Genomic DNA, 15482 nt, shown 5'->3' on the forward strand with positions numbered 1-15482 from the left:
TGCATCGTAGCAGTCAACAAGGCTGACTCCGCTCCGATCTTCGACGTTGCCGACTACGGCATCTGCGGCGACCTGTTTAAGGTTGTTCCGATGATGATCGACGCTATCAAGGCGGCACAGGCTTCCAAGTAAGTCCACGCCTGAGACAATCGGATTTTGCGCTGAAATTCATATAAAAGCGAGCCTGCCCATTTGGACAGGCTCGTTTTGCATATATCACATGTGTGTGCAGAAAATAGGAACAAAGCAAAACGCCTGAAAGCGACAGAAGCGCTTTCAGGCGTTATTGTGTTCCGGTGAACCGGATTTTTTGGGGTATTTCGCTTCTATGCTAAACAATTAGCCCTGCGAAATAGCGCCTACCGGGCAGGTACCTGCGCAGCTGCCGCAGTCGATGCAAGCGTCCGGATTGATCTCGTACTTGCCGTCGCCCTCAGAAATAGCGCCTACCGGGCACTCGCCCGCGCAAGAACCACAGCTGATGCAAGCGTCGCTAATAACATATGCCATTGGTATTGCACCTCCATTTGAATTTACACATTTATTGTAACACAAGAATGAGAAAAAGCAATAAAAAGCAGCGGTTAGCAATAGTTAACTTTTGGCGGAAGAAAGTAAAGGTCACAAAATAAAAAACAATGAAAAAAAGAGATTGAATTAGAAATAAAGAGAAAACAATGGATTTTTATTTAATACATCCGCCAAATGGTCAGAAATGGTCAGAAAATTCCCTTGCGTTTTGCTGTGAAATCCCCTATAATATAGACAAAGGTCAGGAAAGGTCAGATAAAAGACCAGGACCGAAGGAGGTGTTCACATGAAAATGTCGGATGTCATAGCCGATTTTATCGGCGAGATGCTTTCGTCGGGCGGCGGCGTGGCCGAGGTGCAGCGCAAAAGTCTGGCGGACCGTTTTTCGTGTGTGCCAAGCCAGATCAACTACGTGATTGAAACACGCTTCACGCCGGAACACGGGTATCTGGTCGAAAGTCAGCGCGGCGGCGGCGGATATATCCGCATCGTGCGGCTGATGGACGACAAGCAGCGCACACTGCTGGAGGCAGCCCGTGGTATCGGCGGCAGGCTGACGCAAAACGATGCGGCGCGTCTGACACGCGCGCTGCTATCGGCAGAGCTGCTGACGCAGCGGGAAGCGCAGCTTCTGCTTTCGGCATGCTCGGACGGCGCGCTGGCTGAGGTGGAAAAAACCGACCGCAACCGTCTGCGAGCCGCGATTTTACGATGCGCGGTGATGGGCATTGCCACAGCATGACAACAGTTAACAAAATCACTTGAGGATAGATTCTCGAAAGGAGAAATGACTTATGAAATGCGAGAAATGCGGCAAGAATGAAGCGACGATGTATTATAAGGAAACCGTAAACGGTGTAACGCGCGAAATGCACCTGTGTGAGGACTGCGCGAAGAAGGAAAACATTGGCGGCGCGTTTGAAAATGCGTTTGCCTCGATGAACCATTTCTGGAGCGACCCGTTCCATTCGTTCCTCGGCGGCAGCTTTGGCAGCCTGTGGAACGACATGCTGGGCGCGCCGACGGCGACGCTGCTCGGTACCGAGCGCAAGTGTCCGACCTGCGGCATGACCGAAAGCGAGCTGCGGCGGACCGGCCGTGTGGGCTGTCCGGATTGCTACAACACATTCTCAGATATCTTGAATCCGTATGTCGAAAAGATTCACGGTGCAACGCAGCACATTGGTGCGGCCCCGGCTGCCGAACAGCCCAAGGCTGACCCGATCGAAACACTGCGTGCACAGCTGAAAACCGCAGTTGAAAACGAAGAATATGAGCAGGCTGCGCGCCTGCGTGATGAGATTCGCAGAATGGAGGGCGAGCAAAAATGAGCATGTTTGAAATTCATGGCGGTTTTACCGGCCTTGCGGCAACCAGCCGCGTGCGGCTTGCCCGTAACCTGAAGGGTTATCCCTTCCGTTTGACCGAAGCACAACACAAGGAGATCGCGGACAAAGTGTTCGCGGCCTTGCAGAATAATCCGACCGTTGGGCCGGAATTTGAGAAAAAGCAAATCATCCCACGCTCGACCGAGGCTTCTCAGCTGGTCGAAGAGCATCTGATTTCGCCCGAGCTGGCGCAGAACGGCGGCTGGCTGATTGTTTCGAAGGACGGCGGCGTGTCCATCATGGTGGGCGAAGAGGACCATCTGCGCTTGCAGGTGATTGGCACCGGCCTGTGTCCGAAGGAATGTCTGGAAACGGCTAACCGCATCGCGGCGCTGATCGAAGGCGAGCTGCCCTTCGCCTACGACAAGCGGCTGGGCTATTTGACCGCATGCCCGACCAATATCGGTACCGGCCTGCGGGCTTCTATCATGCTACATCTGCCCATGCTGACCGCAACGGGCGAGATTGGCCGGATAACCGGCTATGCCGGCAGCCGTGGCTGCGCAGTGCGCGGCGCCTACGGCGAAGGCTCCAAGGCGGTCGGCGGCTTCTATCAGATATCCAATCAGGTTACGCTGGGCGCTTCGGCGGCTGAGCTGACCGATAGGCTGGTTGAGACCGCAACCACCATCATTGACGCAGAAAAGAAGGCCCGTGAGCAGGTGCGCAGCCAGAACGAAGCCGGTCTGCGCGACCGCATCTACCGCGCGGCAGGCACGCTGCGTTCCGCTTATCTGATTGACACCGGCGAGGCTGTACAGTGCATCTCGGATGTGCTGGTCGGCCTGCAAATGGGCTTGCTGTCGGGCGTAGAGCCGCAGAAGCTATATGAACTTGAGCAGCGCATCCGTCCGGCGATGCTGAACGGCGCGCCGCAGGAGCGCGACTGCAAGCGTGCAGAATTGCTGCGCGCGGCAGCCAAAGATTTGATTTTAGAATAACCGAACTTCGACTTTTCCCTTTCGGAAAGGAGTGTTGACCTATGTTTTATCAGAACCGTTTTACCGAGCGTGCGCAGCAGGCACTGACCAAGGCGCAGGAGGCCGCTGCATCGTTTGGACATAGCTATATCGGCTCGGAGCATCTGCTGCTCGGCTTGTTGCGTGAAGAGGGCGGCCCGGCGGCCAAGGCATTGGCTGCCTGCGGCGTGACCGACGACGCGCTGGTGAAGCAGATTGAAGAGCTGTCCGGCCGCGGCACGCCCGACAGCACCGCTCCGCAGGGCATGACCCCGCGCACCAAGCGCATCATTGAGCTGTCCATCCAGTCCGCCGCCCAGATGGGGACGAACTACGTCGGCACCGAACATTTGCTGCTCGGCCTGCTGCGCGAGGGACAGAACGTCGCGCTGACCGCGCTGGCTAACCTCAAGGTTACCCCGCAGATGGTGGCCGAAAAGCTCAGCGAAGTGCTGGGCGGCGTGCAGCAGGGCGAAGGCCCCGGCGCTGCCGGTGCATCCGGCAAGTCGGGCGACGCGCTCGAGCAGTTCGGCCGCGACCTGACTGCCGCTGCCCGCGAGGGCAAGCTCGACCCGGTTATCGGCCGCAGCAAGGAAATTCAGCGGGTCATTCAGATTCTGTCCCGCCGTACCAAGAACAACCCTGCACTGATCGGCGACCCCGGCGTCGGCAAGACCGCTGTGGTCGAAGGACTGGCGCAGAAGATTGTCGCGGGCGATGTCCCGGAGACGCTGAAGGACAAGCGCGTCGTATCGCTTGACCTGACCGGCATGATCGCGGGTACCAAGTACCGCGGCGAGTTCGAAGAGCGCATCAAAAAGGTCATCGAAGAGCTGACCGCAAACAAGGATACCATTCTGTTCATTGATGAAATGCATATGCTGATGGGCGCAGGCGCTGCTGAGGGAGCGGCAGATGCTGCGAACATTTTGAAGCCCGCCCTGTCCCGCGGCGAAGTGCAGGTCATCGGTGCAACCACGCTGGATGAATACCGCAAGAACATCGAAAAGGACGCAGCGCTCGAGCGTCGTTTCCAGCCCGTTCAGATTGACGAGCCGAGTCCGGAGGACGCAGTCGAAATCCTCAAGGGCCTGCGTGACCGCTACGAAGCACATCACCGCATCAAGATTCCGGATGAAGCCATCGAAGCTGCCGTCAAGCTGTCTGTGCGCTATGTAACCGGTCGTTTCCTGCCGGATAAGGCAATCGACGTTATCGACGAAGCCTGCTCGCGGGTTCGCCTGTCCACGCTGACCACACCGCCCGACCTCAAGCAGATGGAGGACGAAATCACCGCCATCGCCGCGAAGAAGGAAGAGGCTGTCAAGGGGCAGGACTACGAGAACGCCGCCAAGCTGCGCGATGAAGAGAAGAACAAGCGCGAAGCGCTCGAAGCGCGCCGCAAGGAGTGGTCTGAGCAGCAGACCAAGACTCACGGCGCGGTAACTGAGGACGACATCGCGGCTGTCATTTCGGGCTGGACCGGCATCCCGGTTGCCCAGATGACCGAGGACGAGGGTCAGCGTCTGCTGCACCTCGAGGATACGCTGCATCAGCGTGTCATCGGCCAGAATGAGGCCGTCACCGCGGTCGCCAAGGCGATTCGCCGCGGCCGTGTCGGCCTGCGCGACCCCAAGCGTCCGATTGGTTCGTTCCTGTTCCTTGGCCCGACCGGCGTAGGCAAGACCGAGCTGTCCAAGGCGCTGGCAGAAGCGATGTTCGGTGACGAAAACGCCATGATCCGCATTGATATGTCGGAATACATGGAAAAGCATGCGGTGTCCCGCATGATCGGTTCGCCTCCGGGATATGTCGGCTACGATGAGGGCGGTCAGCTGTCCGAAAAGGTACGCCGCCATCCGTATTCGGTCGTCCTGTTCGATGAGATCGAAAAGGCGCACCCGGATGTGTTCAACATCCTGCTGCAAATCCTTGAGGACGGCGTACTGACCGACGGTCAGGGCCGCCACGTGGATTTCAAGAATACCATTATCATCATGACCTCCAACATCGGCGCGCAGAAGATTACGGGCAACGCCCGCAAGTCGCTGGGCTTTGCTGAGGGCGGAGAAGATACGGCCGAGCGCACCTTTGAGCAGATCAAGGAGGACGTACTGAGCGAGCTGAAAAATGTGGTACGTCCGGAATTCCTCAACCGTATCGACGACATCATTGTGTTCAACCGTCTGAGCGAGGACGAGATTGCCCAGATTGCGGACGGTATGCTGCGCAAGGTTGCCGAGCGTATGCAGGAAATGGGTATCACCATGGACTGGACCGACGAGGCCAAGAAGCACCTTGCCAAGGCTGGTTTCGACCCGATTTACGGTGCGCGCCCGCTGCGCCGCGCGGTGACGAACGAAGTCGAGGATCTGGTTGCCGAGCAGTCGCTCGAAGGCAAAATCAAGTCCGGCGATCATGTGACGCTGGATGCCGAGGACGACAAGCTGACGCTCCGGTCTGCTGCTGCGGAAGAGCCGCAGGCATAAAAACGCCCATACACTTCCCATTCTTATATACAACACCCAAATGGACGACGCCCCCGACGCTGTTACGGCATCGGGGGCGTTGTCATGCGCGCAAAAAAGGCCTTGCAACGGCGGAAAAACAGAAACTGGGAAACGTCGTTAAAAAAACGTAAAGAAAACGATGGAATTTCGTGCTAAATAACAAAAACTTTTGCGGTAAGACCCTGCAAATCAGGGGGAATTGAACATTGAAAACCCGCGAAATCCAGGAGTATAATATGTCGTAAAAACAATTTGAAGGCGCGTACGCACGCATGGCGTCGCGCGGGAAAGGGGAAAGAAAATGAATACCATGCAAATTCTTTCCGTCGTGGTCTTTTTGATCGTTATGCTTGCGATTGTATCGGAAAAGGTACATCGTACCGTGGCGGCGGTAGCAGGCGGAGTTGTGCTAATCTTCCTGCATGTGCTGACGGTGGATGATGCGGTCAGCTACATTGACTTCAGCACGATCGGCGTTTTGATTGGTATGATGCTGTTTGTCGCTGTGGTACGTAACTCCGGTCTGTTTGAGTATGTGGCGATCAAGGCGGCAAAAATCGCGGGGGGCAACCCGTGGAAGATCATGCTGCTGTTTGTCATTCTCACGGCGGTGCTGTCGGCCTTCCTGGACAACGTGACTACGGTCCTGCTGGTCGGCCCGATGACGATTGCGATCACCGGTATTCTGGGGCTTAATCCGGTGCCATTCCTGTTCACACAGATTCTGGCCTCCAACATCGGCGGCACGGCGACCCTCATCGGTGACCCCCCGAACATCATGATCGGTTCGCAGGCCGGACTGAGCTTTGTGGACTTTGTGCTCAATACCGGCGTGGCGGTTGTCTTTATCATGATTGCGGTCTGCCTGTGCTTCTACTTCCTGTACGGACGCAAGATGGTTGTAGAGCCGGACAAGATGGCAGCAGTTATGCAGCTGGACGAGCAGAAGTCGATCAAAGATCATGCGCTGCTGGTCAAGAGCGTGGTTATGATCGTTCTGGTTGTGCTGGGCTTTGTTTTCCATAGCTCGATCGGCGTAGACTCTTGCGCAATTGCGCTGGCAAGTGCTACAATAATGTTGTTGATCGGTAAGCAGGATACGGAAGAAATCGTGCTCGGTGTAGAATGGTCAACCATTTTGTTCTTCACCGGCCTGTTTGTTGTAGTCGGTGGTATGGTGCAGACCGGCGTCATCACTGCGCTGGGCAATGCACTGGTTTCGGTAACGGGCGGCAACACGATACTGCTGATGGTGCTCATTCTGTGGGGGTCGGCTCTGTTTTCGTCCTTCCTGGATAACATCCCGTTCGTGGCGACCATGATCCCGCTGATTCTGGCAATGCAGGCCGAAGGCATGGAGGTTACACCGCTGTGGTGGGCGCTGTCGCTGGGCGCATGTCTGGGCGGCAACGGTACGCTTATCGGCGCATCGGCCAACGTGGTGCTTTCGGGTATTTCAGCCAAGCACGGCCATCCGATCACCTTTATGCGGTATCTCCGTGTGGGCTTCCCGATGATGATTCTGACGGTTGCTATTTCTACCGTTTACCTGCTGGTTCGCTTTCATTGATGCATGACAGGGGAAGAAAGAAGGAAATCATATGATAACGAGCAGTTTTTCCGGTGATATCATCAATGTATCACTGCGTCAGATCGGCGCTACCTCCATCAAGGAAGTGCGCAACGGGATTATGTATATTGCCAAATTCCAGCTGGATGACGAGATTTGCGTGACGTATGTGTTCAACGTGACCAAGCGCGATAAGTATTACTTGCAGCGCGTCGAGCCGTATCCCATCTCCTATGGGGATTTTGAGGGCGAGGGCGAAGTGGTGGAATTCATCACGCGCGACATTCGCAAGTTCCGCAACGCGATGCAGTCGCACAATTTCCCCAAGTTCCTCCAGACCGCCAATGTGATGGTGCAGCTGTCGCATGCGATTGAGCTGCTGTTCCTGGAGCGCAATGTGTCGGCGGAGGATATGGAGGGCCTGCAGCACTGCTTGACGGCGGGCATCGAGAAAATCAAGGAAATCCGGGAGCATTCGCCCAAGGTGGAACAATAAAACAGAAAGATGCGTTGAAAGACGCCTTGCAGGGCAGCAGTCTGCAAGGCGTCTTTTTTGCATACAGTACGAAAGGCGTGGTGCAGCTGCTTGTGTGGCTGTTTGCAAAAAAGTATAAAAAAGCAAAAAAATAGTCAAAAAAGTGCAAGAGGTGTATCTTATCACCAAAAAAAGAGAATGCTTTTTGTGTAAAACAACGGCCGTATTTTTCAAGAACGCACTGGCTGAATTAGAAAAAAGTTGTATAATGGTAGATATTCTGTTATTACAATGAGAGGGGCGGTATCGCTGTGTCATATGATTTTCTTCTGACGATTGCGATCGTCATGCTGTTCACCAAAATCTTCGGTCTGACCTCGGAACGGGTACACATGCCGCAGGTCGTCGGTGCGTTGGTGGCTGGTGTGCTGGTAGGACCGAGCTGCCTTGCGTGGGTAGGAGAAACGGATTTTCTGGTGAAAGCCGCAGAGATCGGCGTCATTATTCTGATGTTCAATGCGGGTCTGGACACGGATTTGGAGGAGCTTAAAACCACCGGCTTTGCGTCCTTTATTATTGCGGTCATCGGCGTGCTGGTGCCGCTCGCGGGCGGCATGGGATGCTACCTGATTTTCAGAAGTGAGCCGGCAGACCCCATGAACATGCTGAAAGCAGCCTTTATCGGCGTGGTGCTGACCGCAACCTCGGTATCCATCACGGTGGAAACGCTGCGCGAGATGGGAAAGTTGAAAAGCAAGGTCGGCACGGCGATATTGGGTGCGGCGGTGATTGACGACATTCTCGGTATTGTGGTGCTGACGGTGCTGACTGCGTTCACCGACCCGTCGGTCAAGCCGCTTCTGGTGTTCGGACGGATTTTCGCGTTCTTTATCTTTGTCCTTGTGGTCGGATTTGTGATGCACAAGGCGTTTATCAAGATGGAGCAGCGGTGGCATAAGCATCGGCGCATTGCTATCTACGCGCTGGTGTTTGCCTTTTTGATGAGCTATGTTGCGGAGACGCTCTTTGGCATCGCTGATATTACGGGTGCGTATTTTGCCGGTATCGTTATGTGCAATCTGACGGCCACACGCGACTATGTGGCCAGCAAAACCAATGTGCTGGGCTATATGCTGTTTTCACCGCTGTTCTTTGCGTCGATTGGTATCAAAACCAATCTGGACGGCTTGACGGGTGAGTTGGTGCTGTTTGCGGTGGTGCTGACGATTGTGGCCATCCTGTCTAAAATCATCGGCTGCGGTTTGGGTGCGCGGATGATGGGCTTCCAGATGTATGACGCTATTTCCATTGGTCTTGGCATGGTCTCCCGCGGTGAGGTCGCGCTGATTGTGGCGCAGAAGGGAGAGCAGGCGGGACTTATCAACGCTGAGATGTTCCCGGCAATCGTATTGGTGGTTATTGTTACCACGCTGGTCACGCCGATTCTGCTGAAATTCGGCATGAAACGCCAGACGCCTGCCAATACCGAGTTTTCTGCGCGGGAGGCGGAACAAATGCCCAAGGCGAGCCGGTATTGACCGACACAAGAAAGAATGCTGCTTTCAACAGACAGCCCTTTCCGACGTTACAGTCCGGAAAGGGCTGTTTTCATACCGTGTAGGTTTGTCAAACATATTGGACAGTGAACTCTGCAGGAGAAAGCCAGCCAAGAGGCCTCATAGGGAAGTTGTTGGAGCGGCGATTATGGGCAGCGAGCTGCTTGGCAAAATCGTTCAGCGAGTAAAAGCTGTGGCAGGAGTAAAAGCGTTTCTGATCCTCCCGGTGGCTGCGCTCCACTTTGCCATTGTGGCGGGGTGTGTAGGGGCGTATCAGTTTGTGCTGAATGCCCAGGCTGACAGCAGCGGCCTCAAATAGAGTGGGCAAGCCTTTCTTGCTGTTGGAGAAGCGGTTGGTGAACTCAAAGCCATTGTCTGTTTGGACACATTCCACCCGGATACCTCGGCGAGCGTACCACTTGAACAACTTTTTCAAAAAATCAGCAGAAGAAAAGGTGTTTTGCTCAGAATAGGCAGCCAGGAATCGCAGGCGGGAAAACTCATCAATTGCGGTGTACTGGAACAGCCGCAGCTCCGGGTCAGTGATACATCTGCGGGGTACTACCTTCACATCCACCTGGACTCGCTGGCCGGGATAGGTCATCTGCTCGTAAGGCTTTGGTTTATACACTTTTTTCTTCGAAGCAGCAGGAAACAGCCCAAGTTTGCGCATGACTCGGAACAGGCTCTCCGGGCGGCGGGTATAGCCTCGCAGCCGCAGCCGGTGCCACAGCTCCACCATGCCGAGGTTGGGATTGCGGCGGCGCATATCCCGAATTAGCTTCAGTTCTGTCTCCGTATGCTGATTTGGATGGCTATGGGGACGTCTGGACTGACAGGCCAGGGATTCCACCGTGCCATCCCATCGAGCCTTCCAGAAGTAGATGTACGACCGACTCTTGTTGTACTTCCGGCTGGCACGGCTCACACCGTATTTCTCTGCGTACTTCATTAGAGATTGCCGATACGCCATGTCCTGTGTTATACTCTTGCTCATGAAGGATATGGACTCCTCTCGTCAAGTTAAGTGTCGCAACTCAACTTTAACCGATGTGGCCCTATCCTTCATCCCTTTTTTATTCAACTGTCCAAGATGTATTGTACTCCTACATCCGGAAGGGGCTGTTTTCATACCGTTACTTGAAGAGCAGAGCGGTATGTGGTATACTAATTTCGTATGTCAAAGACCTCTGGAGGGAGCAGAATGAAACAAACGAAGATATTGCCGGTTCTGGCGGTTGTGCTGTGTTTGCCCGGTGTGGTGGTGCGCGCGCTGCATATGCTGAACGGCTTTGATATTGGAACGGGCCTGCCTGCGGCGGGCGACGCATGGGTGTGGTATTTTGCCGCACTGCTGGTGGCGGCTGCGGTGGTATACGCGGTGCTGAGCATACCGCTGCGCGCAGCAAATAACCTGCCGTTTGAACAGCTGCTGGGTACGCAAAGCGTGGGTTTCCGCATGGCGGCAGTGATTTCCGGTCTGCTGCTTCTGGTTGGCGGCGTGGGGTATCTCTATCTGACGATGACGACCGGCGAAGAGGACGCTGCGGGTTGGGCCAAGGCGCTGGAAATCGTATATGCAGCGGTTACCGTCCTGTGCGGTGTGTGTGCCATCGGACTGGCCAAAGCACAGAGCAGTGAAATGACCGAGCAGTCCGCCAAGCTGACGCTGGTGCCGCTGCTGTGGAGCTGCCTGCATTTGCTCGTCAATTACCGCATGACCTGCGTGGACCCAAAGCTGGCTTCTTTTGCGTTCGGCCTTGTGGCGGACGTGATTCTGGTGCTGGCGTTTTACAATTTGGCGTGCCTGTTGTATGGCAAGCCGCATCCGGCGTGGCTGGCTTTTTTCAGCGCGGTGACAACGACCATGGCGGTGTCCGATATGGGCGGCTACGGCCTTTCCCGTCTGATGGGTGTGACAACGCCTGAATGGTCGGAGAAAATGGTGCTGCGCGGCTGTCTGTCGGTGGCGGCCTGCATTTTGCTGGCGGCGGAGCTGTTTGTATTATGCCGCGACCATAGCACCGCAGACATATCGGAATAAATAAGTGGAAAGGAAGAACTGCATGCTGTTTCTTTGTTATCCCAAGTGCTCGACCTGTCAGAAGGCCAGAAAGTGGCTGGAAGAGCAGGGAATTTCGTTTGACGAGCGCGATATCAAGCAGAACAACCCGACGGAAGAAGAGCTGCGGACGTGGTATGCGCGCAGCGGCTTGCCGCTCAAGCGGTTTTTCAACACCAGCGGCTTGCAGTATAAGGCGTTGGGGCTGAAGGACAAGCTGCCGGGCATGAGCGAGGAGGAGCAGTTGGCGCTGCTTGCAACCGACGGCATGCTGGTCAAGCGGCCCTTGCTGGTGGATGATAATTTTGTGCTGACGGGCTTTAAGCAGACGGAATGGGAGCAGACGCTGAAAAAGGATTGACAAAGTAAAAAACAGATGGTATAATAATTCTTGCTTATCGGGCAAGATACGGAGCGGTATCGAAGTGGTCATAACGAGGCGGTCTTGAAAACCGTTTGCCCGAAAGGGCGCGTGGGTTCGAATCCCACCCGCTCCGCCAAAAATTAACGGAGCAAAAGGTGGGGGGATTCGAAAGGCGGCTCTTAGCAACATGCCGGTGGCATGTTGTAACCGCCGTGGCTTTTTCCGCAGAAAAAGGAATCCCACCCGCTCCGCCATTTTTTCTTGGCGAAGCTACTACTTGACATGGAGACGTACCCAAGCTGGTGAAGGGGCTCCCCTGCTAAGGGAGTAGGTCGGGAAACCGGCGCGAGAGTTCAAATCTCTCCGTCTCCGCCAAAAAACGCACTCTTCTTTTGAAGAGTGCGTTTTTTATTTAAAGTAGCAGAGAATTATCATAACGTTATATTTTTTTGACATAAATGATCGCGATTTTGGTTTCTTTATTGGAATAACGGTCTGCAAACTGTTGAAGATCATCTATGGATAGTGTAAGCATACTTAGGGAGAATTTGTACTTGGTTTGAATTGTGTGGGTCGCAAAGTAATTTGTTGAAAGAAAGTACTGCTGATGTGGTAATGATCGTATTGTTCAGGACTCTTTTAAATCGAGATTCGCGTAGCTGTCTAAATCTAGTGCGACGGCTTCATTGCTTGGGCCTGAATGTTTTGTCGCTTGCAATATGATTGAAATCCGATATAATGAAGGAGGAAAACAATGCTCTGTCTGAAAGAGTAGCTACAAAAGACAATACAAGCAACATATAGTACGAAATATTGTACGAAACGGAGGCGACTGCTATGATTTATACCGTAACCCTCAATCCCTCGCTGGACTATCTGGTGTGTACGGACGCGCTGCGGCCGGGCAAGCTGTGCCGCACGAACGGCGAAACACTGCATCCGGGCGGCAAGGGCGTCAATGTATCGCTGGTCTGTGCGGCGCTGGGGCTGCCTACGCGGGCGCTCGGCTTTATCGCCGGACGGACCGGCGCGTTGTTCGCGTCACTGCTTGCGGAGACCGGCGTGGAATATGATTTCTGTCATTTGGACGAGGGTATGACGCGCATCAATGTCAAGGTGTGCGCGGGGGAGCAGACCGAGCTGAATGGCGCCGGTCCACAAATCACTGCTGAAGCGCTGGCGCGGCTGGCAGAAACGCTGGATACGCTGGGCGAGGACGACTGGCTGGTGCTGTCCGGATCGGTGCCTGCGGGCGTACCGGCGGACATTTATGCCAGACTGCTGGAGCGTGTACATAAAAACGGCGTTCGGACGGTGCTCGACACTTCGGGCGATGCCCTGAAGAATGCGCTGCCATGCGCGCCGGACCTCATCAAGCCCAATCAGGACGAGCTGGACGCGCTGGTCGGCGGCGCGCCGCACAATCCGGCCGGTATCGCGGCCTGCGCGCGAGAATTGCAGGCGGCCGGTGCAAAGGATATCCTGATCTCCTGCGGCGCGCAGGGGGCGGTGCTCGTACCCGTGGAGGGGCAGGCGCTGTATTTGGAGGCAACACCGGGTGATGAGGTGGTGCAGCCGGTCGGTTCAGGCGACTCGATGACTGCAGGGTGGCTGTATGCGCACACGAATGGCCTGTCTGCGGCCGAGACACTGCGTTATGCGGTGGCGACAGGAAGCGCAGCGGCGTTTTCCGCGTGGCTGCCTGACCGCGCCAAGATTGAAGCGACGCTTGCCAAAACGGGCATGCCGCGGTCGATTTGAGCAAAAGTGTGCTGGCGCATGCAAGTATGGCGCGGCTGCGGATTATACTAAAGAGAAGCATGAGAAAGGTATGGATATGTTATGAGCGTAACGACCCGTGTTTGGATCGCGGGTGCAGGCGGACGACTGGGCTCCGCACTGTGCCATCGATTTGACCGCAATACGGAATGCAAGTTGGTGACCAGCGATCGGGATGTGCCGGTGGAGGATGGCAAGCAGGTGGGACGGTTTGCAGATCTCAACCATCCGGATGTGATTATCAACTGCGCAGGGCTAACCGACGTGCGCCGCTGCGAGGAGTGTCCGGAAGAGGCCTACAAAATCAACGCGCTCGGCGCGCGCAATCTGGCGGTGGCGGCGCGGCGCATCGACGCGAAGCTGATTCAGATTTCAACTGATGATGTGTTTGACGGCACGGCTGGCGCGGCGCTCTGCGAATTTGACGATGCGCACCCGGTCACCATGTACGGTAAAAGCAAATACGCGGGCGAAAAGCTGGTGCGTGAGCTGACGGATAAGCATGTGATCGTGCGTTCGTCTTGGCTGTACGGCGCGGGGACGTATGATTTTGTCGATCAGGTGCTGGAGACAGCGGCGCGCGGCGAGGCTGTGCGGCTGCCGGGGGATGAGATTTCCTCTCCGACCTCGGCTGACGCGCTGGCGGGCTTCATCGAATACCTGATTACCGCGCGTGAATATGGCCTGTATCACGCCTCGTGCGAGGGGATGTGCTCGCGTGCGGAGTTCGCGCATGAGATTCTGCGACTGAGCGGCTATTCGCATGTGCCGGTGGAGTCGACGGCAGCGGGCGAGACGTTGCGTCCACGCTTTACGCTGCTGGACAATATGATGATGCGCATTACCGGCATTTATCAGATGCCGGAATGGAAACAGGCATTGGCGGAGTATCTGTCCGGACGGCAGACAGGAGGGCAGGCATGAGCGAAGCGGCAAACAACAAGAAAATCGGCCTGACCACCAAAATCTTTATCGCACTGCTGCTCGGTGCAGTGGTGGGTGCGCTGCTGCACGCTTTTGCAGCGGATATCCCCGCAGTGCAGAATATTCTGGTGGGCGGCGTGTTCTATGTCATCGGACAGGGCTTTATCCGCCTAATGCAGATGCTGGTTGTGCCGCTGGTGTTCTGTTCGCTGGTTTGCGGTGCGGCGGCCATTGGCGACACCAAAACGCTGGGTAAGGTCGGCGTCAAGACGATCGGCTTTTATCTGGTCACAACCATGCTGGCCGTGGCGGTGGCACTGAGCGTGGCATCCATTGTGAATCCGGGACTGGGACTGGATATGTCGCAGGTGCAGACAGCGGAAACCGCAATCAGCGAAAGCTCGATGAGCATGACCGAAACGCTGCTGAATATCATCCCGAAAAACCCGATTGAGGCGCTTGCGACGGGCAACATGCTGCAAATCATTTTGTTTGCACTCATCGTCGGCCTGATTCTGGCAAAACTACAGGATAAGGTGCAGCTGATTACGAACTTTTTCCAGCAGGGCAACGACATCATGATGGAAATGACCATGATGATTATGCGCGCGGCCCCCATCGGCGTATTCTGCCTGATTGCGAAAACTTTTTCCGAGCTGGGCTTTTCCGCGATGGTGCCAATGTTCAAATACATGGGTGCAGTGCTGCTGGCTCTTGTGGTGCAGTGTTTGGGCGTTTACCAGATTTTGCTCAAGCTGTTTACGGGCCTCAATCCGTTCCGGTTTATCCGCAAGTTTGCGCCGGTGATGGGCTTTGCGTTTTCCACAGCGACCTCGAACGCCACCATTCCGCTTTCCATCGAAACGCTGGAGGAAAAAGTCGGCGTATCGCGCCGTATTTCGTCCTTTACCATTCCGCTGGGCGCAACCATGAATATGGATGGCACGTCCATTATGCAGGGCGTGGCGGTCGTGTTTGTCGCGCAGGCGTTTGGCATTGCGCTGACCCCGGCGGACTATCTGACGGTCATCGCCACCGCAACGCTCGCATCGATTGGGACGGCGGGCGTACCCAGCGTGGGCCTCATCACCTTGGCAATGGTGTTTGACTCGGTCGGACTGCCGGTGGCAGGTATCGGCCTGATTATGGGCATCGACCGTATTCTGGACATGGCGCGCACAGCGGTCAATATTACGGGCGACGCAGTCTGCACGACGATTGTAGCGCATCAGGACGGCGCACTGGATAAAAAGGTATTTAACAAAAAATAAAGGGAGAATGGGATGCCTGTAGGTTTGTCAAACATATTGGACAGAGAACTCAAAAGGAGAAAGCCAACCCAGAGGCCTCATGGGAAAGTTGTT

Annotated in this window: 14 protein-coding genes, 2 tRNA genes and 1 pseudogene; 15 read left to right on the forward strand and 2 right to left on the reverse strand. The window is 55.3% G+C overall.

All coding sequences use genetic code 11. The annotated features are described in order from the left end of the window. Positions 1–132 (forward strand): annotated as a pseudogene (locus ACESSO_RS16810) (electron transfer flavoprotein subunit alpha/FixB family protein); the annotation flags it as partial. A 207-nt stretch (positions 133–339) separates the two neighbouring features. Here ACESSO_RS16810 and ACESSO_RS16815 read toward each other — a convergent pair. Further along, positions 340–510 carry a DUF362 domain-containing protein gene (locus ACESSO_RS16815; RefSeq protein ID WP_297283735.1) on the reverse strand — a complete coding sequence of 57 codons (171 nt, stop codon included), beginning with the start codon at positions 508–510 and terminating at the stop codon, positions 340–342. 307 nt (positions 511–817) lie between these two features. On the opposite strand from ACESSO_RS16815, the gene ACESSO_RS16820 reads away from it, so the two are divergent. The 7 genes from ACESSO_RS16820 to ACESSO_RS16850 all read left to right on the forward strand — a co-directional run bounded on the left by ACESSO_RS16820 (position 818) and on the right by ACESSO_RS16850 (position 8971). After that, positions 818–1273, forward strand: a complete 456-nt coding sequence (locus tag ACESSO_RS16820; protein ID WP_373166702.1) for a CtsR family transcriptional regulator — start codon at positions 818–820, stop codon at positions 1271–1273. Positions 1274–1325: 52 nt separating this feature from the next. Then, a complete protein-coding gene (locus ACESSO_RS16825; protein ID WP_373166704.1) occupies positions 1326–1862 on the forward strand; it encodes a UvrB/UvrC motif-containing protein in 537 nt (178 codons plus the stop codon). Beyond that, complete coding sequence (locus ACESSO_RS16830) at positions 1859–2860, forward strand: ATP--guanido phosphotransferase (RefSeq protein WP_373166705.1); 1002 nt, start codon at positions 1859–1861, stop codon at positions 2858–2860. Before ACESSO_RS16825 ends, ACESSO_RS16830 begins: the two co-directional genes overlap by 4 nt. Positions 2861–2901: 41 nt before the next feature. Continuing rightward, positions 2902–5367 carry an ATP-dependent Clp protease ATP-binding subunit gene (locus ACESSO_RS16835; protein ID WP_373166706.1) on the forward strand — a complete coding sequence of 822 codons (2466 nt, stop codon included), beginning with the start codon at positions 2902–2904 and terminating at the stop codon, positions 5365–5367. 322 nt (positions 5368–5689) lie between these two features. After that, a complete protein-coding gene (locus ACESSO_RS16840) occupies positions 5690–6958 on the forward strand; it encodes an ArsB/NhaD family transporter (protein ID WP_373166707.1) in 1269 nt (422 codons plus the stop codon). Between the two features lie 31 nt (positions 6959–6989). Next, positions 6990–7454 (forward strand): hypothetical protein, encoded by a 465-nt coding sequence (locus tag ACESSO_RS16845; RefSeq protein ID WP_373166708.1) that lies wholly within the window; start codon positions 6990–6992, stop codon positions 7452–7454. Positions 7455–7780: 326 nt separating this feature from the next. After that, entirely contained in the window at positions 7781–8971 is a 1191-nt protein-coding gene (locus ACESSO_RS16850) for a cation:proton antiporter (RefSeq protein ID WP_373166715.1), read from the forward strand. An 88-nt stretch (positions 8972–9059) separates the two neighbouring features. On the opposite strand, the gene ACESSO_RS16855 is transcribed toward ACESSO_RS16850, so the two are convergent. Beyond that, a complete protein-coding gene (locus ACESSO_RS16855) occupies positions 9060–9986 on the reverse strand; it encodes a DDE-type integrase/transposase/recombinase (protein WP_373166709.1) in 927 nt (308 codons plus the stop codon). A gap of 207 nt (positions 9987–10193) precedes the next feature. Between ACESSO_RS16855 and ACESSO_RS16860 the strand changes: the two genes are divergently transcribed. The 7 genes from ACESSO_RS16860 (at position 10194) to ACESSO_RS16890 (ending at position 15389) form a co-directional block, all read left to right on the forward strand. Continuing rightward, positions 10194–11033 carry a hypothetical protein gene (locus ACESSO_RS16860; protein WP_373166710.1) on the forward strand — a complete coding sequence of 280 codons (840 nt, stop codon included), beginning with the start codon at positions 10194–10196 and terminating at the stop codon, positions 11031–11033. Between the two features lie 22 nt (positions 11034–11055). Continuing rightward, positions 11056–11412 (forward strand): arsenate reductase family protein, encoded by a 357-nt coding sequence (locus ACESSO_RS16865; RefSeq protein WP_373166711.1) that lies wholly within the window; start codon positions 11056–11058, stop codon positions 11410–11412. Between the two features lie 50 nt (positions 11413–11462). Continuing rightward, positions 11463–11551, forward strand: a tRNA-Ser gene (locus tag ACESSO_RS16870). A 148-nt stretch (positions 11552–11699) separates the two neighbouring features. Further along, positions 11700–11790 (forward strand) — tRNA-Ser (locus ACESSO_RS16875). 462 nt (positions 11791–12252) lie between these two features. After that, the gene (pfkB, locus tag ACESSO_RS16880) at positions 12253–13176 is read left to right on the forward strand and encodes a 1-phosphofructokinase (protein ID WP_373166712.1); all 924 of its coding nucleotides are present in this window, start codon (positions 12253–12255) and stop codon (positions 13174–13176) included. A gap of 81 nt (positions 13177–13257) precedes the next feature. Then, positions 13258–14118 carry a dTDP-4-dehydrorhamnose reductase gene (gene rfbD / locus ACESSO_RS16885; RefSeq protein WP_373166713.1) on the forward strand — a complete coding sequence of 287 codons (861 nt, stop codon included), beginning with the start codon at positions 13258–13260 and terminating at the stop codon, positions 14116–14118. Next, positions 14115–15389, forward strand: a complete 1275-nt coding sequence (locus ACESSO_RS16890) for a dicarboxylate/amino acid:cation symporter (RefSeq protein ID WP_373166714.1) — start codon at positions 14115–14117, stop codon at positions 15387–15389. The genes rfbD and ACESSO_RS16890 overlap by 4 nt, the downstream gene beginning before the upstream one ends. Positions 15390–15482 lie beyond the last annotated feature (93 nt).

This window comes from Agathobaculum sp. Marseille-P7918 (assembly GCF_964248325.1).
Taxonomy (GTDB): domain Bacteria; phylum Bacillota; class Clostridia; order Oscillospirales; family Butyricicoccaceae; genus Agathobaculum.